This window comes from Anaerotruncus sp. DFI.9.16, assembly GCF_024461615.1.
Classification (GTDB): domain Bacteria; phylum Bacillota; class Clostridia; order Oscillospirales; family Ruminococcaceae; genus Anaerotruncus; species Anaerotruncus massiliensis.
Map to the genome: position 1 here is coordinate 54,377 of NZ_JANFZX010000010.1, position 19,870 is coordinate 74,246.

Annotated in this window: 32 protein-coding genes and 1 pseudogene; 25 read left to right on the plus strand and 8 right to left on the minus strand. The window is 59.0% G+C overall.

From position 1 onward, the window contains the following. Nucleotide 1 precedes the first annotated feature (1 nt). The 17 genes from NE609_RS06530 to NE609_RS06610 all read left to right on the plus strand — a co-directional run bounded on the left by NE609_RS06530 (nucleotide 2) and on the right by NE609_RS06610 (nucleotide 11,387). Nucleotides 2-289: a GPW/gp25 family protein gene (locus tag NE609_RS06530; RefSeq protein ID WP_172439144.1), complete on the plus strand. Its 288-nt coding sequence runs from the start codon at nucleotides 2-4 to the stop codon at nucleotides 287-289. Next, the gene (locus NE609_RS06535) at nucleotides 286-1,377 is read left to right on the plus strand and encodes a baseplate J/gp47 family protein (RefSeq protein WP_256152067.1); all 1,092 of its coding nucleotides are present in this window, start codon (nucleotides 286-288) and stop codon (nucleotides 1,375-1,377) included. The genes NE609_RS06530 and NE609_RS06535 overlap by 4 nt, the downstream gene beginning before the upstream one ends. Next, on the plus strand, nucleotides 1,377-1,955 hold the full coding sequence (locus NE609_RS06540) for a phage tail protein I (RefSeq protein WP_256152068.1): 579 nt from the start codon (nucleotides 1,377-1,379) through the stop codon (nucleotides 1,953-1,955). The genes NE609_RS06535 and NE609_RS06540 overlap by 1 nt, the downstream gene beginning before the upstream one ends. Next, entirely contained in the window at nucleotides 1,955-2,803 is an 849-nt protein-coding gene (locus NE609_RS06545) for a phage tail protein (RefSeq protein WP_256152069.1), read from the plus strand. Before NE609_RS06540 ends, NE609_RS06545 begins: the two co-directional genes overlap by 1 nt. Next, nucleotides 2,803-3,834 carry a DUF6273 domain-containing protein gene (locus NE609_RS06550; protein WP_256152070.1) on the plus strand — a complete coding sequence of 344 codons (1,032 nt, stop codon included), beginning with the start codon at nucleotides 2,803-2,805 and terminating at the stop codon, nucleotides 3,832-3,834. The genes NE609_RS06545 and NE609_RS06550 overlap by 1 nt, the downstream gene beginning before the upstream one ends. Nucleotides 3,835-3,843: 9 nt before the next feature. Beyond that, on the plus strand, nucleotides 3,844-4,728 hold the full coding sequence (locus NE609_RS06555) for a DUF6273 domain-containing protein (RefSeq protein ID WP_256152071.1): 885 nt from the start codon (nucleotides 3,844-3,846) through the stop codon (nucleotides 4,726-4,728). Nucleotides 4,729-4,740: 12 nt separating this feature from the next. Further along, on the plus strand, nucleotides 4,741-5,502 hold the full coding sequence (locus NE609_RS06560; protein WP_256152072.1) for a DUF6273 domain-containing protein: 762 nt from the start codon (nucleotides 4,741-4,743) through the stop codon (nucleotides 5,500-5,502). Nucleotides 5,503-5,514: 12 nt separating this feature from the next. Beyond that, nucleotides 5,515-5,910 carry a hypothetical protein gene (locus NE609_RS06565; RefSeq protein WP_256152073.1) on the plus strand — a complete coding sequence of 132 codons (396 nt, stop codon included), beginning with the start codon at nucleotides 5,515-5,517 and terminating at the stop codon, nucleotides 5,908-5,910. Then, nucleotides 5,897-6,124 (plus strand): hypothetical protein, encoded by a 228-nt coding sequence (locus NE609_RS06570; protein ID WP_256152074.1) that lies wholly within the window; start codon nucleotides 5,897-5,899, stop codon nucleotides 6,122-6,124. The genes NE609_RS06565 and NE609_RS06570 overlap by 14 nt, the downstream gene beginning before the upstream one ends. Beyond that, the gene (locus tag NE609_RS06575; RefSeq protein WP_256152075.1) at nucleotides 6,124-6,528 is read left to right on the plus strand and encodes a carbohydrate-binding protein; all 405 of its coding nucleotides are present in this window, start codon (nucleotides 6,124-6,126) and stop codon (nucleotides 6,526-6,528) included. Before NE609_RS06570 ends, NE609_RS06575 begins: the two co-directional genes overlap by 1 nt. Before the next feature lie 48 nt (nucleotides 6,529-6,576). Beyond that, entirely contained in the window at nucleotides 6,577-6,870 is a 294-nt protein-coding gene (locus NE609_RS06580) for a phage holin (protein ID WP_256152076.1), read from the plus strand. Nucleotides 6,871-6,874: 4 nt separating this feature from the next. Then, nucleotides 6,875-7,576 carry an N-acetylmuramoyl-L-alanine amidase gene (locus tag NE609_RS06585; protein WP_256152077.1) on the plus strand — a complete coding sequence of 234 codons (702 nt, stop codon included), beginning with the start codon at nucleotides 6,875-6,877 and terminating at the stop codon, nucleotides 7,574-7,576. A gap of 2 nt (nucleotides 7,577-7,578) precedes the next feature. After that, on the plus strand, nucleotides 7,579-7,890 hold the full coding sequence (locus NE609_RS06590; protein WP_256152078.1) for a hemolysin XhlA family protein: 312 nt from the start codon (nucleotides 7,579-7,581) through the stop codon (nucleotides 7,888-7,890). Nucleotides 7,891-8,029: 139 nt separating this feature from the next. Next, nucleotides 8,030-9,031, plus strand: a complete 1,002-nt coding sequence (locus tag NE609_RS06595) for a collagen-like protein (RefSeq protein ID WP_256152079.1) — start codon at nucleotides 8,030-8,032, stop codon at nucleotides 9,029-9,031. A gap of 11 nt (nucleotides 9,032-9,042) precedes the next feature. Then, nucleotides 9,043-10,941 carry a hypothetical protein gene (locus NE609_RS06600; protein ID WP_256152080.1) on the plus strand — a complete coding sequence of 633 codons (1,899 nt, stop codon included), beginning with the start codon at nucleotides 9,043-9,045 and terminating at the stop codon, nucleotides 10,939-10,941. A gap of 12 nt (nucleotides 10,942-10,953) precedes the next feature. Beyond that, on the plus strand, nucleotides 10,954-11,250 hold the full coding sequence (locus NE609_RS06605; RefSeq protein ID WP_256152081.1) for a hypothetical protein: 297 nt from the start codon (nucleotides 10,954-10,956) through the stop codon (nucleotides 11,248-11,250). After that, nucleotides 11,250-11,387 carry an XkdX family protein gene (locus NE609_RS06610; protein ID WP_256152082.1) on the plus strand — a complete coding sequence of 46 codons (138 nt, stop codon included), beginning with the start codon at nucleotides 11,250-11,252 and terminating at the stop codon, nucleotides 11,385-11,387. Before NE609_RS06605 ends, NE609_RS06610 begins: the two co-directional genes overlap by 1 nt. Before the next feature lie 48 nt (nucleotides 11,388-11,435). On the opposite strand, the gene NE609_RS06615 is transcribed toward NE609_RS06610, so the two are convergent. From NE609_RS06615 to dinB, 5 genes are all read right to left on the minus strand, one after another. Then, complete coding sequence (locus NE609_RS06615; RefSeq protein ID WP_256152083.1) at nucleotides 11,436-12,395, minus strand: RNA ligase family protein; 960 nt, start codon at nucleotides 12,393-12,395, stop codon at nucleotides 11,436-11,438. Beyond that, the gene (locus tag NE609_RS06620) at nucleotides 12,395-13,195 is read right to left on the minus strand and encodes a Ku protein (RefSeq protein WP_121586599.1); all 801 of its coding nucleotides are present in this window, start codon (nucleotides 13,193-13,195) and stop codon (nucleotides 12,395-12,397) included. Before NE609_RS06620 ends, NE609_RS06615 begins: the two co-directional genes overlap by 1 nt. A gap of 69 nt (nucleotides 13,196-13,264) precedes the next feature. Continuing rightward, complete coding sequence (locus tag NE609_RS06625; RefSeq protein WP_101549056.1) at nucleotides 13,265-13,828, minus strand: SOS response-associated peptidase; 564 nt, start codon at nucleotides 13,826-13,828, stop codon at nucleotides 13,265-13,267. A gap of 1 nt (nucleotide 13,829) precedes the next feature. After that, nucleotides 13,830-14,108: a hypothetical protein gene (locus NE609_RS06630; RefSeq protein WP_256152084.1), complete on the minus strand. Its 279-nt coding sequence runs from the start codon at nucleotides 14,106-14,108 to the stop codon at nucleotides 13,830-13,832. Between the two features lie 15 nt (nucleotides 14,109-14,123). Beyond that, complete coding sequence (gene dinB, locus NE609_RS06635; RefSeq protein ID WP_256152085.1) at nucleotides 14,124-15,365, minus strand: DNA polymerase IV; 1,242 nt, start codon at nucleotides 15,363-15,365, stop codon at nucleotides 14,124-14,126. 135 nt (nucleotides 15,366-15,500) lie between these two features. Between dinB and NE609_RS06640 the strand changes: the two genes are divergently transcribed. Further along, nucleotides 15,501-15,701 (plus strand): helix-turn-helix domain-containing protein, encoded by a 201-nt coding sequence (locus NE609_RS06640; RefSeq protein WP_370867149.1) that lies wholly within the window; start codon nucleotides 15,501-15,503, stop codon nucleotides 15,699-15,701. A 68-nt stretch (nucleotides 15,702-15,769) separates the two neighbouring features. Here the strand turns inward: NE609_RS06640 and NE609_RS06645 are convergent. From NE609_RS06645 to NE609_RS06655, 3 genes and pseudogenes are all read right to left on the minus strand, one after another. After that, a pseudogene (locus tag NE609_RS06645) lies at nucleotides 15,770-15,970 on the minus strand (manganese catalase family protein); the annotation flags it as partial. A 6-nt stretch (nucleotides 15,971-15,976) separates the two neighbouring features. After that, on the minus strand, nucleotides 15,977-16,228 hold the full coding sequence (locus NE609_RS06650) for a spore coat protein CotJB (protein ID WP_101549065.1): 252 nt from the start codon (nucleotides 16,226-16,228) through the stop codon (nucleotides 15,977-15,979). Then, entirely contained in the window at nucleotides 16,221-16,424 is a 204-nt protein-coding gene (locus NE609_RS06655; RefSeq protein ID WP_101549067.1) for a spore coat associated protein CotJA, read from the minus strand. The genes NE609_RS06650 and NE609_RS06655 overlap by 8 nt, the downstream gene beginning before the upstream one ends. Before the next feature lie 163 nt (nucleotides 16,425-16,587). Here NE609_RS06655 and NE609_RS06660 point away from each other — a divergent pair, with 163 nt between their 5' ends. From NE609_RS06660 to NE609_RS06685, 7 genes are all read left to right on the plus strand, one after another. Further along, nucleotides 16,588-17,481, plus strand: coding sequence for a VIT1/CCC1 transporter family protein (locus NE609_RS06660; protein ID WP_256152087.1), 894 nt, complete (start codon nucleotides 16,588-16,590; stop codon nucleotides 17,479-17,481). A 189-nt stretch (nucleotides 17,482-17,670) separates the two neighbouring features. Then, nucleotides 17,671-18,210, plus strand: coding sequence for a stage V sporulation T C-terminal domain-containing protein (locus NE609_RS06665; protein WP_121586895.1), 540 nt, complete (start codon nucleotides 17,671-17,673; stop codon nucleotides 18,208-18,210). A gap of 2 nt (nucleotides 18,211-18,212) precedes the next feature. After that, entirely contained in the window at nucleotides 18,213-18,395 is a 183-nt protein-coding gene (locus tag NE609_RS06670; protein WP_101549089.1) for a hypothetical protein, read from the plus strand. Nucleotides 18,396-18,489: 94 nt separating this feature from the next. Next, the gene (locus NE609_RS06675) at nucleotides 18,490-18,657 is read left to right on the plus strand and encodes a hypothetical protein (RefSeq protein ID WP_158595631.1); all 168 of its coding nucleotides are present in this window, start codon (nucleotides 18,490-18,492) and stop codon (nucleotides 18,655-18,657) included. Nucleotides 18,658-18,680: 23 nt separating this feature from the next. Continuing rightward, the gene (gene spoVM, locus NE609_RS17790) at nucleotides 18,681-18,767 is read left to right on the plus strand and encodes a stage V sporulation protein SpoVM (protein WP_101549091.1); all 87 of its coding nucleotides are present in this window, start codon (nucleotides 18,681-18,683) and stop codon (nucleotides 18,765-18,767) included. Between the two features lie 169 nt (nucleotides 18,768-18,936). After that, nucleotides 18,937-19,374: a LytTR family DNA-binding domain-containing protein gene (locus NE609_RS06680; RefSeq protein ID WP_256152088.1), complete on the plus strand. Its 438-nt coding sequence runs from the start codon at nucleotides 18,937-18,939 to the stop codon at nucleotides 19,372-19,374. Between the two features lie 12 nt (nucleotides 19,375-19,386). Next, complete coding sequence (locus NE609_RS06685; RefSeq protein WP_101549095.1) at nucleotides 19,387-19,824, plus strand: DUF3021 family protein; 438 nt, start codon at nucleotides 19,387-19,389, stop codon at nucleotides 19,822-19,824. Nucleotides 19,825-19,870: the final 46 nt, after the last annotated feature.

Here is a 19,870-nt window from a genome sequence, read left to right on the forward strand (position 1 = left end):
TGTGGTTGTCTCCAGCGCGGGATGGATCGATTGGAGCGTCAAGGGGCGCGACCGCATCGCGCAGAACGTGCGGAACCTGATCAATACCTACCGCTATGAGGTCGCTTACCACCGAACGATGGGGCTGCCGGCGGAGATTATCGACGCACCAACTCCGGAGGCAATGGCGGAATTGGGCGTCGAAGTCCGTGCGTTGATCGCGCGTTATGAGCCGCGGGCAAGGGTAGAGGACGTCGTCTGCACCCCGGGCGAAGATGGAGAGATACAGGTGGAGGTGATACTGGCTTGATCAGTTTTTTGACGACGGATCCCAAGCAGCTGCTGACTGAGGCGGTGAGCAGATATGAAGGGTATTCGGGCGAGTCCCTGATGCCGGGCGACGAGCACTACATCTTTCTGGCCCAACAGGTAGAGCTGGTGGTGGCCGCGCGTGAGGAGATCAACCGAATCGCGAACCAGAACCTGCTGCGGTATGCCGAGGGCGAAATCCTTGACGCCTATGGGGAACAGTTCGACGTGGAGCGCCGGCCGGCAAGTCATGCGACGGTAACGCTGGAATTTCGGCTTATGGCCGCATTGAGTTTTGACGTCCAGATCCCGCGCGGTGCACGGGTGACACCGGACGGCAAGCTGAATTTCATCGTCCAGGACGGTGCGGTAATCCCGGCCGGGGATACCGCGGCCCGGGCGGATGCTATCGCCGAGGAGGCGGGAGCGTTGTACAACGGCTTTTTGCCAAACCAGATCCGCAGCATTGTGGATCCGATCGAGTACGTCGACAGCGTGACCAACGTAACGGCCAGTGCCGGAGGAGCCGACGTTCAGGACGACGACAGCTACCGGGAGCAGATTCGTTTGAGTTGGGAAGCGATCTCCACCTGCGGATGCAAGGAGGGATATGAATACTGGGCGCGGACGGCACCCTGGGATATTGTGGACGTTGAGGCAGTCAGCAATGCGAACAGCGAGATCACGATCTACGTCCTGATGGAAGACGCGGCAACTCCATCTCAGAAGGTGCTGGATGACGTGCTCGCAGCGACATCGGCGGATAAACGCCGCCCCTTGACTGATAAGGTCACTGCGCAGGCGGCGGTGACAAAAGCATACAACGTCCGCTTAACATACTACATCGATCAAAACGACGCAACTGACGAAGCAAAGATCAAAAAAGCAGTGGAGTCCGCGGTGTCAGATTACGTGGCCACGCAGAAAAGGTCACTTGGAGGAAACCTGAACCCGGACATGCTGAGGAGGGCGATCCTGCGGGCGGGTGGATATCGGATCGACATCACCGAACCGGTGTTTACCGAGCTACAGCCGCAGGAGGTGGCCGTGCCGGGTACCATCTCCATTACCTATGGGGGGCTGCTGTGATGATGAATTTGAAAAACCTTGACCTGTTGGGCCTTCAGACCGCATATATGCGCCGAGATTTGATCACGCAGGCGACGTGCTACGCACTCGAGCCGTTCTGGATAAGCCTGTCGGAGGTCATCGACATGGTTCTGGTCCTGCCGATGATCGACCACTTACCCGAAGCGGCGCTCGACGAGCTCGCTTGGCAGTATCACGTCGATGCCTATGATGCGACAGCCGCACCGGCCGAAAAACGCAGGATGATAAAAAGCAGCTTTACGGTTCATAAGTACAAGGGCAGCGTATATGCCGTTAAACAGCTGGTGGACAGCGTGTTTGGCGCGCAGGCAAATATCATCGAATGGTTCGATTACGATGGGCAGCCATATCATTTCAAGGTTGAGGTCTACTGTATTGACCGTGGAGCAGGGGAAGCTGATATCCGCCGTGCGGAACAGCTTGTCGAGGCGGGGAAAAATCTGCGCTCGATTCTGGATGAGATCCGGCTGGTTCTGATCGGCGTCGCGCAAACTGGGATTGCCGCTGCTGCAATTCAAAGCGAGGCCGTGACGGTCTACCCAAAGGAGGCGGTCTGATGGCGGAGCAGTATTATACGATTACGACCAACGCCGGTGATGAAGCGATCGCGGCGGCGTTGGCATCCGGAACCACGAAGACGTTTGTATATGGTGCTGTGGGTGACGGCGGTGGGAACTATTACGAGTTGACGAAAGACCAGACAGCACTGCGGGGTGAAAAATGGCGCGGCAACTGTGAAGTCTCCAAGGATCCCGGGAATTCCAAGCGAGTGATCGTCACGTTCTCAATCCCTTCGACGGTCGGTGGCTTTCAGGTGCGCGAGGCGGGCGTCTTTGACGCTGACGGCGTGCTGATGGGTGTGTCGAAGCAGCCGCTTTCGGATAAGGTTGCGCCAGACTCGGGCGCAAGCAAGGATATGTCGATTCGCCTTTATTTCGAGGTCGTCGATCCGGGTGCGGTGACGGTCACGGTAGATCCGTCAGCGCAATATGTGCCGCGCTCGGAATTCGATGATCATGTAAGCGATACCGACATTCACATGGAGGTTGGAGAAAAGGCGAGCATTGCGACGCACTTGGCAGATAAGATCGCCCATATCACAGGTGATGAGCGCAGAGGATGGAACAGTAAGGCCTCGGCCGCAGTCTACACCGTCTCCCTCCCCGCCTCCAAATGGACGGGAAACGGCCCTTACGCGCAGGCGGTATCCGTGGCGGGCATCCTCGCGGACGACCGGCCCATCTTCGGCCCCGTCTACTCGGGGACGAATGACGAGAAGATCGAGCAGTCGATCATGGCGGGGTTCGTGTCCTCCTGTGAGACCGCGGCGGGAAGCGTGACCTTTACGGCCCTGCTGGCGAAACCGGAGGTTGACTTGACGATGCAGTTAGAGGTGTTCCGGTAATGGCACAGGGTATCCCCATCCTGAAAGACGCGCCATACAACGTCCTGACGGTGCCGAACTACGTCCGCAGCCTCGTGGTGACGACGAAACCGGCACAGGTCATCGCGGCATACACGGCCCCGCCCGGTGTGGAGGCATGGACGGTTTACCGCCCCTCCGCGGAAGGCGTCCCGGCGCATCCCTATGATGGATGGCGCGTGGTGACGCCGCTCTCCGAGGACGCGGAAACGACCGTCGCGGTGACGCTCACGGAACATATCGTAAACGACACCGAATATGTCGTGCGGGTGTTCATCCGGGGGAAGCTGGGGTTCCAGACGAGGGTTGGGGGAGCGGTGGCAACGGCGACGCCGGTGGCGGGAATCCCTCTTGGAGAATGGGAGCTGGGCTCGATGATCAATTTTTCGCGCGGCGGTGCAACTTGCTTATGGCGTAAGGTATCAAGCAGTTATAACGGCAACGTCGAAATCATCCCGCTTTGGTTAGAAACCATTACAGAGTCCCGCGCTGCAAAATATAACAGTATTTCCACGAGCAATGGGGTCAACACATCGGCGTGGGAACAATCGGATAACAGGACTTATCTAAATGGAGACGACTTCTATAATGCTTTTGATCGCAAAGATTTGATCGTATCAACCCGCGTTCCTTCCACATCGTTTTATGGCACCGGAGGGACAAACAACGACGCAAGCAAACGACAGATTGTATACACAGATGACTTCGTTTTTCTCCCGTCCCCTACGGAAATAGACGGAAGCACCCCTATTTATGGTAAAACTGAGGGTGCTCAATTTGCGTTTCTTACCAACACGCAAAGGCGCGCCCCGGTTGGGGCGCAAAATTACCGGCTTCGCACGCGATATCCCTACGGCCCGTCCTCTTATGACGGAATGGTGGACGCGAGCGGAACGGTCAGCGGTAACGGCTCGGGGAAAACGCTGGGTATCCGCCCGGTCATCTGCCTGTCAGCAAGCACGTTGATCTCCCCGGAACCCAACCCTGACGGCAGCTACAGCCCAATACTGTGAGGTGACAAGATGGCAAACTACAACGTCTTAACCCTGTCGGAGCCGGTGACGGACTTCGTTGCGACGACCTCCCCGGAAACGATCAACGTACAATGCAGCCTCACGGAGGACGCACAGCGCAAGAAGGTGTGGGCGGTCTGCAAGGCCGGGGGAGTACCGGCGCATCCGTATGACGGGGTGCGGGTGCAGATGGATATTCTGCCGGGATTCCCGCTGTCCGATCTCACGGTGGGAGACGGCAAAATCGCCGTCCCGATGGCGGATGGGTCCAAGCAGATACGCAGGATATTACATAAAGGCAACCCTGATCCGGGCATTTACCCCGAGAGCTGTAACGGCGTGTGGACGGCTCCCCTCGTCATGCCCGAAACGCGGGTATGGCACAACAGCGATGTGAACGACTACGCGGCAAGCGATATCAATCAATATCTCAATGGAGACGGATTAGCGCGATACAACTCCAGGTTTGTTGCGAAAATTAATAAGGTCAAAATACCTTACAGGCCCGGAAGCGGGACAGGCAAAACCGTAAACTCTGGGGAAAACGGATTGCCTGTGAAAGAGTTTCTCTTATCGCATTATGAAGTTGGGCTGGGCAGCCTCTCAGAGGCTCCGATTGATGGTGCGAAACTGGATTACTTCCTGTTCGGGACAGGTGACGAGGCGAAGGCAAAGCGGCTGGGCTATGTCAGTGGAGGCGTTAATATGTATACCCTTCGTACTCCAAATGCGGTAAGTGATTGGACTAAGATCAGAATCGTAAACACGTCAGGCACCGGAGGATGCGACCCTTGCACAATAGTGAGGGGAGAGTATCCTGTGATGATACTATCGTTCGATCTCTTGTTGGACTTCACGCCTAACGCAGATGGCAGCTTCAACCCAATTCTGTAGGGGGATGATGATATGGCAATTGCAAAAGCGACAATCCCCGGCCTCGCCAATGGCACAGAATACGGGGTGCGGTTATTCGTGGAAGGCAAATTCGGATACCAGACGGCACTGGAGGGGGCCACAGCGATGGCGACACCGAGGGCGGGACAGTACTTGGGGGACATGCTGGATGGAGAAAACGCGGCGACCATCAGCCTCAAAGAATCTGGTACGGATGCGGTGTTTGTGGTTACGAAGCATAATTATTCCGGCTCGGGAGGGACGCTCATTGTACGCAGGAACCTCTATGATAAGCGAAAATTCAACAAATCAGGAGCGCCTTCTAACTACAATGGTTCGGATGCCGATACTTGGGCCAATGGTTCCTATCTCGATCTTTTCGACACGGCTATAAAGGAGAAGCTGATTCCCGTTAAGATTAACTCTCGTGAGACATCCGGTGCTACCGTATTACTTTCCAGAAAAGGATTTTTTCTTGCTGCTTCGGAAATCTTAGGCCCATCCGCCCAGTTCCTTGAGGGCGATCAGTTGGCATATTTCGGAGATGATCAGTCCCGTATAAGGACTTATAACGGTGTCGCATCAAGTTGGTTGACCCGTACATGCTTCTCGGCGGGAATTGTCACTCTACATGTCATTTCCACGCTTGGAAAATTAAGTAACACTAACCAATACGACAAAACTCACGGTTCGCTCCCAGCATTTGTACTTCCCCCGGATATGCTTTTCTCGATCGAACCTAACGCGGACGGCAGTTACAGCCCCATTTTGTAAGGAGGCAACCACATGATCCACACAAACACCGGGACCACCATTCCGGCCAAGCTCACCGACGCCCCAACGGCCTACAAGGACGGCGTGACGGATACCCTCTGGCACCCGGCAATTACCCTGACCTTCGACCGCGAGATCACCGACGCCGAGATCGCGGCCCTGCTCGCGGGAACGGTGAGCGTCCACCAGGACGACGGACGGTATCTCGCATCCTACACCCTCGACGGGCGGCGCATCCGGCATCACCCCACATCGGTGACGCTACCCTACACCACAAAGGCCACACAGGAGAGCCCCCGCTGGCTGAGACAGCAGACCACGGACGCAGACCTCGCCCGTATGGAGGCGGAGCAGCGGGCAACCGACTTAGACCTGCAATTACTGGAGGTGCAGCATGGACAAGTATGACGAGATCGCAGCGCGGTACGCGGACGGCGGCGTCCGGGACGACCAGCTCGACGGTACGGGCGCACCGGAGGGCAGCGTCTACCTGACGCGCAACTACGTGGCGCTGGGTGCGATCACGCAGGCACAGGCGGACGCAATCCGGACGGGAGCCGCCGATCCGGAGAAAGCGGACATGCAGGCGGCAATTGAAATCTACGAGGGAGGCGGTCAGTGATGTATGCGGAGAGAGCGGTGGCCACGATGGCGAGATACCGGCAGACGGCGGCGACGGCCACGGACGAGGCGGCGGTAAAGTCTCCCGAGCTTTTCCCCATGTGGGACGCGGGCGGCGCTTCCTATGCCGTGGGCGACCGGGTGCGATACGGCGAGCTCCTGTACAGGTGCCTGACGGCGCATACCTCGCAGGAAAGCTGGACGCCCGACGCGGCCCCGAGCCTGTGGGTGCGCATCGACGACCCGGCGGTCGAGTGGCCGGAGTGGCGACAACCGGCCGGGAGCACGGACGCATACCCGAAGGGGTCGAAAGTGTCCCATAAGGGTAAGCATTATATCAGCCAGATCGACGCGAACACCACCGAACCGGGGACGGACGAGCGGTGGTGGAAGAAAGCGGAATAACGCAAAAATGCCGCCCTTCGGCGGCACAGGTGAAAGGAGCTGCTACATATGAAAATCAACTGGACAGTCCGAATTAAGAATCCGCTCTGGTGGGCGCAGATGGCGTGCGCCGTCGTCCTGCCCATCCTTGCTTACTTCGGCCTCGCGTGGGAGGACATGACGACTTGGGCGTCGATCGGGGATGTGCTCCTGCGAGCGGTACAGAATCCCGTTGTGGTGGTGTCCGTCGTCGTCTCGGTGTTTAACGCCCTGACCGACCCGACGACTGCGGGTGTGGGCGACAGCAACCGGGCGCTGACCTACGCCGTGCCGCATAAGGATATCCCGAACACGGGGAGGTAGGCGAATGGTAAAGATTTGCCTGGACCCCGGCCACGGAGGGACAGATTCCGGCGCGCTGCTCGGGAAACGGTACGAGAAGGACGACGTGCTGCGTCTCGCGCTGGCCGTGAAGCCCCTGCTCGAAGCGCAGGGTGTCGGCGTGGTCATGACCCGGACGGACGACAAGTCGGTGCCGCCGATTGCCGAGCGGTGCCAGATGGCGAACACGGCGGGATGCGTCTATTATCTGTCTATTCACCGAGATGCGGCGGGCCCCGCCGCCCACGGCATCAGCCTGTGGGTGCACAGCAGGGCGAACGACCCCACGGTGCGCAAGGCGCAGGACATCCTTGACGAGCTGCTCGCCGTCACGCCGACGCAGGACCGGGGCGTGCAGAAGGGCACCCCGCAGAACTATGAGAACTTCGGGGTGAACGTCTACACGACAATGGCTTCGGCGCTGCTGGAGCTGGGGTTCATCACGAACGCGGACGACAACGACCGCTTTGACCGATACTTTGACGACTACGCCGAGGCGATCGCGCGGGGGTTGTGCAAGGCCGTGGGGGTGACGTACACGGCGAAGGACAAGCCCGCAGAGGCCCCGGAGGAAGAGACGGCAACAATCCCGCGCGGGGACTGGGACGCGCTCTGCGCGGCCTTGCAAGCCGCTCATGACGCAACCGGGGAGGCGGTCGAAAAGCTAAAGAAGATGCTGGGGGTGTAGGCATGGACGACATCGAGCGCCGGGTGATCGAAACGGAAGCGCGCAGTAAATCCAACTGCAAGCGGCTGGATAAGCTCGAGGAAAACACCGAGGCGGTACAGAGGCTGGCGACATCGGTTGAACTGCTGGCACAGAATATGCGACAGATGACGGATGAACAGGTCAGGCAGGGTGAGCGCCTCACGGCACTTGAGATGCAGCCCGCGAAGCAGTGGAACACCATGAAACGGACCATTTTTACCACGGTGGTGTCGACGATTGCGGGCGGAATTGTCGGAGTGATGGTCACCCTACTTGCGGGTGTGATGGGATAAGATACATAGGCCTGCCGATTGGTCCGGCGGGCCCATTCTTTTTTGTCAATACACAAGAGACCGTTTTATAGGATAATCGATTTGGTACAGTATAAATAAAGGAGAAGTACTCCTGATTTTACAATAAAGGAGGTCAAAGATGGCAAGCACAAACAAACTTCCGAACAGCGGACTGAACCAATGGGTCAGGAGCGACCGGCCGGTGATGGAGGATTTCAATCGCGACAACGAGATCATCGACGGGCTGGTGGGGCACCTCAAAAAGACGCCCTATGTCGGCCCGGATGGCTACTGGTATGTGTGGGACACCGACGTCGCCGAGTACGTCAAGAGCGAAACCAAAGCGCGCGGTGAAATCGGCCCGCAGGGCCCGAAGGGCGAACAGGGTCCGCAGGGACTCAAAGGCGACGTCGGCGAGAAGGGCGATACCGGCGCGGGGTTCCGGGTGCTAGGGCTCTTTGAGTCGGCGGCGGCGCTCTCTTCGGCACATCCGGCCGGCGCGGCGGGCAACGCTTATGCAGTTGGGACAGCGGAGGACAACCACATCTATGTCTGGTCGGAGGACGAGAACGCGTGGAAGGACATCGGCGTATTGCAGGGCCCGCAGGGCTTGCGGGGCGAACAGGGCCCGCAGGGTGTTGCCGGCCCGCAGGGCGCGATTGGTCCGGCTGGTGAACAGGGCCCGAAGGGCGAACAAGGCGTTCAGGGCCCAGCGGGCCCGCAGGGGCCGAAGGGCGACCCCTCCACGATCAACGGCAAGACGCCCGATACAAATGGGGCAATCTCCCTGACCACGGAGGACATCCCCGAGACCGACGCACGCAAGTTTGTAAGCTCCGCGGAAAAGACCGACTGGAACGGCAAGGCGGCTCCAGCGAAGAACGTCACGGCGACGCTGACGGCGGCGGGTTGGACGGGGAGCGGTCCCTACACGCAGACCATCAGCGTCACGGGCGTGACAGCGGACGCGGCGCAGGTGGTGGAGGTGGGACTTGCAGACACCGCCACGACGGATCAGCGGGAGGCCGCGCGCGCGGCCATGCTGTCTCCCACCGGGAGGGCGGAGGGCAGTATCACGATCACGGCGGACGGGGACAGGCCCGCCATTGATCTCCCGGTGATTGCAGCCATTTTCGGATAGGAGGTGAGGAGATGGCTTTAATCAACAGATTTCCCGGAGGAGGCGGGCCGAAGATTCCGCCGCAGGTGGAGGAACGGTGGCGCTTTACCGGGCACGCGAGTTTTGTTAGTGCTGTTGCGGTCGATGCCAGTGGAAACGTCTACAGCGGGAGCGGTGACGGCACCACCGGCGGGGGTGCCGACAAAACTGTCCGCAAGATCAGCAGTAGTGGTGCAGAAATCTGGAGCTTCACCGGGCATACAGATGCTGTCAGCTCCGTCGCTGTTGACACAAACAGCAACGTCTACAGCGGGGGCTGGGACAAAACCGTCCGCAAGATCGACAGCAGCGGTGCAGAAATCTGGTGCTTCACCGGATATGCAAACGGCGTGAAAACTGTTGCAGTTGACACCAGCGGCAATGTCTACGGCGGTAGCGTTGAAATTCGCAAGATCGGCAGCAACGGCGCCCAAATCTGGAGTTTCACCAGGCACACCAACTGGGTGAATTCCGTCGCAGTGGACACCAGCGGAAACGTCTACAGCGGGAGCGCCGACAAAACCGTCCGCAAGATCGACAGCAGCGGTGCAGAAATCTGGAGCTTCACCGGGCACACAAACAGTGTGTATAGCGTTGCGGTAGACACAAATGGTAACGTCTACAGTGGAAGCTTGGACAAAACCGTTCGCAAGATCAGCAACAACGGAACCCAAATCTGGGAATTCACTGGGCATACAGGCGTTGTTTATGCTGCCGCAGTGGACACCTGCGGCAACATCTACAGCGGGGGCAATGACAACACCGTCCGCAAGATCAGCAGTAGTGGTGCAGAAATCTGGAGCTTCACCGGGCATACGTATGCTGTCAGCTCCGTCGCGGTGGATGCCAGCGGCAACGTCTACAGTGGGAGCTACGACAATACCGTCCGCAAGCTCACCCAATACGCAGGCATCCTCTACTTCACCGACCCCGCCAAGAAAAAACAGCCGCTGAACATCAACAATATCCTGTGGGGTCAGGGAGACCCGATCGAGAAGTGGAGCTTCACCGGGCATACCGATCATGTGAATGCTGTCGCGGTGGACACGAGTGGAAATGTCTACAGCGGGGGTGGTGACAACACCATCCGCAAGATCAGCAGTATCGGCACCGAAATTTGGAGCTTCATCGGACATACAGGCAGTGTGTATAGCGTTGCGGTGGACGCAAGCGGTAACGTCTATAGCGGAAACGGGGACAATACCGTCCGCAAGATCAGCAGCAGCGGCACTGAAATCTGGAGCTTCACCGGGCATACAGGCACTATAAATGCCGTTGCGGTAGACACCAATGGTAACGCCTATAGTGGGAGTTGGGACAACACCGTCCGCAAGATCAGCAGCGGTGGTACCGAAATCTGGAGCTTCACCGGGCACACAAGCTATGTACAAGCTGTCGCAGTGGACATAAACGGGAATGTTTACAGCGGAAGCGACGACAAAACTGTTCGAAAGATCAGTAGTAGCGGACAACAGTTATGGGAATTTTCAATTAGTGTGCGTAATCTGACCAGAGCTCCAGAATTTTCTGATGACATTTTATCAATCTCAGTTGATCCGTCAGAGAATGTTTGCATGGGAGATAGCGGCGGAAGAATTTACAAGTTGGACAACGGAGGGACTCGGATTTGGGTTGCAACAACATCAGCCTCGGCAAATTCACTGGCCGTAGATAAGGACAGTAATGTGTACAGTGGAAATGGAGGCATGTATGCTGCAAGTGATGGAGGCCCCTTATTTAAGTTCAGCCGCAGCGGAGTTCAAATCTGGAGTTTCACCAATCACACAGACTGGGCAATGGCTGTCGCGGTGGATATAAACGGAAACGTCTATAGCGGAAGCTATGACAACACTGTACGTAAACTCTCTCAACCGGCACTTATTTATTTTTAAGGAGGAAATATTATGAAAAAGTTTATTCAGCTCGACGGTGAGCGCGTTACGCTCATTCACAACATGCCCTTTGACCCAGTGAACGGGCTGCACAAGACCGAGGCGGAGCTGGCCTCAATGGGCGTCCTGCTCGACGAGGTTCCCGACCCGGAACCCATCGAAGGGAAAATCCCCATGCCCTACTACAACGCGGAACGGGGGTTTTATTACCAGTATGAGGACGCGCCGCCCCGGCCCGCCAGCACGGCGGACATCGAGGCCCTGAACGCGCGCATTGACTATGTCGGCATGATGACGGAGGTGCTGTAATGAACTGGTTTGAAAAGATTAAACGCTATTTCGAGAAGGAGCTTTGGACGGAGGAGATGATAGCAAACGCCGTCGGCAAAGGCAAGATCACTGCGGAACAGTATGCCGAGATCACCGGACAAACCTATACGGCATAGTAAAGATCGATGAAAGAGGGCCTGCTGGGGTTGCCAGCAGGCCCTCTTTTATATATGACAGTCATCATTTACCACTTTGCATTCGTGAGCGGCTTTGTCGTCGCGCAATCCCTTGAACACCGGCTGCCGCATCCCTCCGTTTGCGGTCCGCTCCATGTACTTCACCGTGCATACGAGGTCGGGGGTTATCCACTCCGCCTGTTCGTTTTCGTGGCCCGCCGGTACTTCCATAGCGGGCGCAGCGACGGTATTGTGCGCCTCGATGCGGCGGAAGTCCTCCCCGGACACCCCAAGCGTCACATGGCCCTTGTAGACGAGCGTGGGGCCGTCGTACTGCCCCAGCACGATGCTCGTCATGTGGTCGGATTTGCGGATGTATCCGCACACGACGAAATCGTCGTCGAGCAGGTTCTTACACTTGATCCAATCCTTCGTCCGCTTGTCAAGATAGTACCGGCTGTCCCGGCGCTTCGCGACGATGCCCTCCAGCCCCGCCCGCTCGGTGAGCTTATACAGCTCGACGCCGCCCCGCTCGACGACGCGCGAAACCGCCATGCGCCCGCTTTCAGAAACCGTCCCGCGCAGGATGTCCTTGCGTTCGGTGAGCGGCAGGCCGGTGAGCTGCGCCCCGTCCAGATAGAGGATATCGAACGCGACAAAAGAGGCCGGCAGCTTGTCTGCGGCCAGCCTGATTTTGAAGGGATTGGACATGAGCGAGCGCCGCTGCACCTCGGAGAAGTTCGGCTTCCCGTCTTTGAGAACGATGTATTCCCCGTCGAGGATGCACCGGCCCTTCGCCTGCCGGTGGAGTTCCGACAGCTCGGGAAAGATCGGGAGCATCCGCTTGTTGCGCTTGTTGCGCAGCTCGGTTCCGTGCTTTGGGTCGAGATAGACGATCGCCCGTTCGCCGTCCAGCTTCAATTCGTAGAGGAAATCGGGGTCGTCGAACGCTTCCGCATCGGCGCCGATCAGCATCGGCTTGACGTCCTTCTCGTCGAAGATATCCATTACGCGCCCTTCTTCGGCCTGCCGCGCTTCGGCTTTGCGGGAGGCTCGGCTTGTTCAATGCTCGCCTTGAGCGCGTCCATGAGGTCAATGACATTGCCCTGCTGTTCCGCTGCGGGGGCGACGATCTCCTGGCCGGCGATCTTTTTCGCAATCAGGTCGCGCAGGCGTTCCTGGTACTCGTCTTTGTAAGCGGCGGGTTCAAACGGCTTCTCCATCGAACCGATGAGCGTCTTGGCCATCGTCAGCTCCGCGTCGCTGACTTCCGGATGCGTGAACTCCTTGGGCAGCTCCTTGATCTCGGCGGCGTAGAACATCGTCTCGATCAGGATGCCGTCGTCGGTGGGGATGATGCAGAGCAGCGTCTCGCTGTTGCCCATGACGGTCTTTGCGATCGCCACCTTGTTCTCGTCCCTCATCGCGCGGCGGAGCAGCTCGAACGCCTTTTCACCGCCCGTCTCGGGGACCGCGTGGTAGGTCTTGTCGTAGTAGATGGGGCGGATGCTCGAAAGATCGCAGAAGTGAAGGATCTGGATGCTTTTGTCCTTCTCGGTTTTGATGCGCTCAAACTCGTCGTCGGTGACGACCACGTATTTATCCGGCTCATACTGGAAGCCCTTGACGATATCCGAGCTGTTAATCTCCTTGCCGCAGGAGGCACAGACCTTCTTGTAACGCACCCGGCTCATATCGTCCTTGCACAACTGGTTGAAACGGACGTCGACGTCCTGCGTGGCCGTGTACAGGCCGACGGGGATGTGCACCAGCCCGAAGCTGATAGCGCCTTTGTGGGATACTGCCATACGATCACCTCGGGCATATTTTACCCGGATGAATATCAAAAATCCTCCCGCTTTTGCGGGAGGATTGATTTATGAGGCGGTCCGTTCCAGCATTGGCGGAACCGCGCGGAGGATCTCCATCGCGGCCCCGAGGCCGCCGATCCACTCCGCGATTCTCGCGCGGGGGAGCACCACCGGCATCCGGTTGTGTACGTCGGCGATGGATTCGTTCGCGGCGGTGGTCAGGATGACATAGCGGGGTTCCCCGGCAAACTCGTTGTAAAGTCCCGCCATGTAAAGCGCATCCTCGCCGGGCAGGCGGAAGCGGTATTTGGTCTTGTCCGCCGCCCACTCGTAGAAGCCGGTGGACGGGATCACACAGCGGCGCTGTTCGAGGCACTTGCGGAACATCGGCTTGTCCGGGGCCGTCTCGGCGCGGGCGTTGATGACCACTCCCTTTTTATCGAAGCGCGGGAACCCCCACGCCAGCAGCTCGGGCACGGGTCGGTCGTCCCCGGCGACGAGCACCGGGGCGACGTTGGTCGGGTAGATTTCACCCATCTTGAATTCCCCGCGCTGCCGCCGCTCGACCTCCCGGACGATCTCCCGGATTTCGTCGCTCTCTTCCTGACTGAAATTGTACCGTCCGCACATATCAGTTCTTCGCCTCCACAAACCATTTATTGTCGTCCTCCCGCCAGACGTAGCTGACGGCGTATGCGGGCTGCCCTTCGGGCGTGTCCCATACGACCCGCACCTGATAGCGGATGCCGCTTCCGCCCGCCCGCATGGACGCAGCGCGGCGCACGTCGAGGACGCGGTCCACCTGATATTGTGTCCCGTCCTCCCATTCGATAACCTCGGGGGAGATGCTTCCGTCCGTGCCGAAGGTGGCGTTGACACGCACGTAGACCTTACGCGCCAGATCGTTCATTGCACAGCGTCTCCTTTAAAAATATCCGACCGGATGGATGATGTGGTCGGCCTTCGGGTCGAAGCCGGTCAGGTCCGTGTCCCGCAGCAGGGCTGCCCGCCGCACGCAGCCGTTGCCGAACCGCCGCCGCAGGCCGTCGACCGTCCGCTCGATCTCGGCCAGGTCCTCCCGCTTTTGATAATCGTCGTACATGTCGAGCTGCACCGGGATATCGTCGTGCGAAAAATCCGTCACCGATACGCCGATGCTTCTGATCGGTTCATCCCACCGGTAGTTTGCCCGGAAAATCTCCATGGCGGCGGCGGTGATCTCAGACGAAAGGCAGGTGGGGCGCGGCAGCTTCCGCTGCCGGGTGAAGCTATGCAATCCGCGGTCGCGGACGCTGATGCACACCGTCTGCCCCACGAACCCCTGTTCCCGCATCCTTGCGGCGACGCTCTCGGCCAGCACCCACAGGACCAGCCCGACGTCCCCGTCGTCCTCGAGGTCGCGGGGGGCGGTGCAGCTGTTGCCAATGGATTTGATCACGGCCAGCTCGTCGAATTCCGCGACGGCGGCGCGGTCCTCGCCGTTGGCAAACGCCCAGAGTACGTCGCCCCACTTGCCGAACCACCTGCGCAGGTTCGCGGGATCGACGGCGGCAAGCCTGCCGATGGTGGTGATCTGCCGGGACGCCAGCTTGCGGCTGGTGGCCGGGCCGACATACAGCAGGTCGGAGGCGGGGAGGGGCCACGCGATTTCCCTATAGTTGTCCCGGCTGATGACCGTGACCGCGTCCGGCTTTTTGTAGTCGCTGCCGAGCTTTGCGAAAATCTTGTTCCAGCTCACGCCGATGCTGACGGTGATTCCCAGCTCGAACCGGATGCGGCGGCGGATTTCCTCCGCGATCTGCGGCCCGCCGCCGAAGATGCCGGTGCTGCCGCTCACGTCGAGCCATGCCTCGTCGATGCCGAAGGGCTCCACCTGCGAGGTGTACTCCATAAAGATTTCCCGGCAGAGCCTGCTGTACCGCAGGTAGAGCGGATAGTCGGGCGGGACGATGACCAGACCGGGGCATTTCTGCCGCGCCTGCCAGAGCGCCTCCCCGGTCTTGACGCCATACCGTTTGGCGCGGTCGTTTTTGGCGAGGATGATGCCGTGGCGCTGCTCGACGTCGCCGCCGACCGCAAGGGGCTTCTCGCGCAAGGCGGGCCGGTGGAGCGCCTCCACCGACGCGTAGAAGGAATTGCAGTCGCAGTGTAAAATCGTGCGGTCCATCGGGCCACCTCCTCGAATCAGAACGTATGTTCTTATTGTAGGACGGACCGGGCGCGAAAACAAGCGGAAAGTGTTGGCAGGCCATACACATTATAGTAGAATCAGACACGGCGGCCCGCAGAAAGGGAACGCGTCATGTTATCGACGACAATAGGAGTGAATGTCAGAATGAGCAGATTGGAATTGGGATGGTCGCAGGAACGGCTTGCATTTACTTCGGGGGTGTGCGTGCGCACGATCAGCGCGGTCGAGTGCGGGACCGCAAACCCCACATCAGACGTGATCGAAAGCCTTGCCAGGGCGCTGGGGGTACCCGTGTCCCGGCTTGTCGGATAGAGATTCGCATGGTGTAAACTTTGACAGCGGGCCGCCTCTCAGCTTCATTTACATTGATATAAACTACGAGCCAATTCTTCGGTACCGATGTCGGTGAGCATGCCTTTCACCTGCGCGTAGGGCATCGAGTAGCGCTGCTGGAGATAGCGGGTCGCGGCCGCCATCTCGCCGTCCGGGCCGCCGACCTGGCTGATGATGAATTTGGCCAGCGCGGGGTTGGGACGTTTGATCTTAACGGGGTATTCCAGTTTCTTTTCGTATAACCACATGATGTACTAAGCCTCCATTTCCCAGGGCCACGGATCGTCCACCCATGTCCATCTGTTCGGGTTGCAGTTTTCACGCATGGTCAGCGGCCCAAACTGCTGGTTATAGAGCGCAACCGCTTCATCGCGCAGTTTTTTGTGTTTCTCGTAGTATGCCAGAGCGGGCTGGCAGGTGGGGTGGCCGTCCAAATAGAGGACGACTTCGGTAATCGCAAAGTCATGCATCTGGATCTGCTTTAAAAGCCTCTGACGTTCACACACAAGGACACGCCCCCTCTAAAAAAGGTTTGTCGAGCCCGGGGAAGATCGTTCCGCGGGAAAGTCCCACTTCCGCCTCATAGACGGGGCCCCACTGCTGCCATGGCGAATAGGTCATGGACAGGGCGGGCATCACGTCGGGCCAGCACGGGTCCTGCACCTGGACCGCGTATGCGCCCATATCGGGTTTGAGTACCATATCCGAATTTCTCCTTTACCAAAACGGTTGGGGTGTTGACCCCCTCGATTCATACTATGAGTGGCCGTTGATTGTGTGATTTGGATTTGTATGGATGAGAAAAACGTGTTAAAATAGGGGACAATGATAACCGGATAAAAATGTGACGGAAGGGGATGTTTTGATGGAAAAGGAGCGGGATACCCAAATTTCACAAAAAGCGCTGGAAGCGATCCGCGTGATGCAGCAGACCGAGATCACCGAGTATGCCACCTATAAGGCGATCGCGTCCCGCCTCAAGGACGGGAAAAACAAGCAGGTGCTCAACCGGCTGGCGGAGGAGGAGCTCGTCCACTGCAATATTTGGAAAAAATATACCGGCGAGGAGATGAAGCCGCAGGGCCTGAAGGTGTGGTGGCGCAAGCTGCTCGCAAGGGTGCTCGGCTTCACCTTCACGATCAAGCTGATGGAGAACCGGGAGGACGTGGCGCAGCACGACTACGCCGCGCTGGTCGCGGAGGTGCCCGAGAGCGCCGAGGTCATGGCGCAGGAGGACGCGCATGAACGGGCGCTGATGGACCTGCTCGACGAGGAGCGGCTCCAGTACGTCGGGTCGATGGTGCTCGGGCTCAACGACGCGCTCGTCGAACTGACCGGAACCCTCGCGGGGCTCACCCTCGCGATGCAGAACACGCGGATCATCGCGCTGTCCGGGCTGATCACCGGCATCTCCGCCACCCTCTCGATGGCGTCGAGCGAATTCCTTTCCGCCAAGAGCGAGGGCCGCAAGGACGCGCTCAAATCCTGCGTCTACACCGGCATCGCCTACCTGGTCACCGTGGCGCTGCTCATTCTGCCTTACCTGCTCTTTCCGCCCAAGGGCTATCTGTTCGCGCTCGGCACCATGCTGGCGGTCGTGGTGCTGATCATCGTCATCTTCAACTACTATATCGCCGTCGCCAAGGACCTGCCCTTCAAACGCCGCTTCGCGGAGATGGCCTGCATCTCGCTGGGCGTCGCGGCGCTTTCCTTCGTCGTCGGGCTGCTCGTCAAGATGTGGCTCGGCGTGGACGTCTGATCGGAAACGGTTTACGCGTTTTTCCCGCAGCGGGCGGCCGAATGGCCGCCCGTATTTTTTGGACTTTCGGCGTGCCATAAGATTCCTGCGAAACCGTCGAAGCCTTCCACATAAATCCGATTTTGCCAGTCAATAATAACCTTGCCGAACATACCACATTTTCAGATAGAACAAGGAGGAGCAATTCGGATGAAAGCCACAGGAATTGTAAGGCGTATCGATGACCTGGGACGCGTGGTCATCCCCAAGGAAATCCGGCGAACAATGCGTATCAGGGAGGGCGACCCCCTTGAAATATATACCGACAACGACGGCGAAGTGATCTTTAAGAAGTATTCCCCCATCGGCGAGCTTTCCGCCTTTGCCACCCAGTACGCGGAGGTGCTCAGCAAGATCGGCGGCTATCCGGTCGTCGTCTGCGACCGCGACCACGTCATCAGCGTGGCGGGCATCCCCAAAAAGGAGCTGCTTGAGCGGCGCGTGTCCCCCGCGCTCGAGGAGGTCATGGAGCAGCGCCGCAGCTTCGCGGTGACCGCCGACGGCAAAAAGATGCAGCCGGTGGAGGGCGTCGACCGCTACGCGCTGGTCGAGGCGCCGATCATCGCCGCGGGCGACGTGTGCGGCAGCCTGATGTTCATCGCGGGCGACAGCCCCGCGCCCGCCACCGACACCGAGATCAAGCTCATCCAGGTGGGAGCGGCCTTCCTCGGCCGCCAGATGGAGGAATAACGGTGGGTAAGAAGCACAAGGACGGCCCCGTGGAGGAGCTTTCCGGCCGGGACAAGGTGCGCGTGTCGCGCCTGGTGGAGCACATGATCGCCATCCCGCCCAGCCGTACCGACCCGAACGGCAGCTATACCGGGCGGCCGATGAATAAGTACGAGGTTCCGGTGCAGGACGCCGACGACCTGTGAAAAACCGCGCCGCGGCCCACGGGCCGCGGTGCGTTCGTTTTTGTCACCAAAATCTCCGCCCGGCGTATACTGGGGTAAAGACAACAGGCGGAAGGTGAGCAGGATGAAAAAGAAGCAGTTCTTGGACTGCAACTGTTGGGCGCAGTGCTGCGCGGGTTTCGGCCTGGGCGTGGTGCTGGCGGTGTTCACCTCGCTCAAACTGGTGCTGATTCTGGCGGGAGTCATGCTCGTCGCGCTGGCAATCCGCATCCTGCTGCTGTGAAAACGAGAAAAGGTGGTTGCGCTATGAAGATCGTCGTCATCAAAAGCCCGAAATTCCTCTCCCCGATCCTGCGTTTTTTCTTCAAGATCAAGAAAGACCCCGTTACATAACCAGGTAAGCCATCCAAAACACAGCGAAGCCCGGCGGGATTCCCCGCCGGGCTTCGCTGCATCTTGGCGGCGGATTTCGGCAGCTTGGCGCGATTTCGTTGACCGGGAGGATGCGGACGGGTATGATATAGGCAGAACCGATCGGCCACGATTTCAAAGGAGGGGACGCATGGATATCCGAATCAACGAGGACCCCGCGTGCGGCGAACCGGAGATCGTCATCCGCTGCCGGGAGATGGACGAGCGCGTCGTGCGGATGATCGCCGCGCTGCGCGCCGCCGAGCAGAAGCTGGCGGGCGTCCGGAACGGCAGGACGTTCGTCGTCGACCCGGCGGAGGTCTACTACGCCGAAAGCGTGGACAAACGCACCTTCCTCTACACCGCCGACGCGGTCTATGAATCGCCCCTGCGCCTCTACGAGATGGAGGAGCGGTTCGGGGCGGGGGATTTCTTCCGCGCGTCCAAATCCGCGGTGGTGAACCTCGCGCGGGTCAAGTCGCTTAGCCCGATGCTCGGCGGGAAGATCGAGGTGCTGCTCGAAAACAACGAACGCCTCATGGTATCGAGGCAGTATGTCCCCGGGCTCAGGCAAAAGCTCGGGATTTAAGGAGGAACGGATATGGATTACCGTCTGCTGGGCAGGGCGATGAGTTATAAGACGCTGATGCTGATGTATTTTGCGAGCGGGGTATTCCTGCTGATGCTGTGGGACCTCGTGTGGGCGCGCGAAGGCGCCGCGTCCATGACGACGCTGTGGCAGGTCTTTCTGCTGGCGGTGCTGCTGTCGGGCGCGCATTTCTGCTGCTACGAGGAGGGGATCCTTCCGCGCGTCCCGGCGCGGGTGAAGCGCGTCCTGCACCTCGTCGTCACCTACCTCGTCGTGCTCGCGGAGCTTTTCCTCTTCGGCTGGGCGCCGCGCCCGACCTTCGGGATCGTGCTGGCTGCGACCGGGATTTTTCTCGCCGCCTACGCCGCGCTCTGGCTCGCCTTCTACGTCTATTACCGTGCGCAGAAGGAGCTGCTCAACGAGCGGCTGGAACGCTACAAAAACGCCTGAAAAGGGAAAAAGCGGCCGGGACGAACGTTCCGGCCGCGTTTTTTTT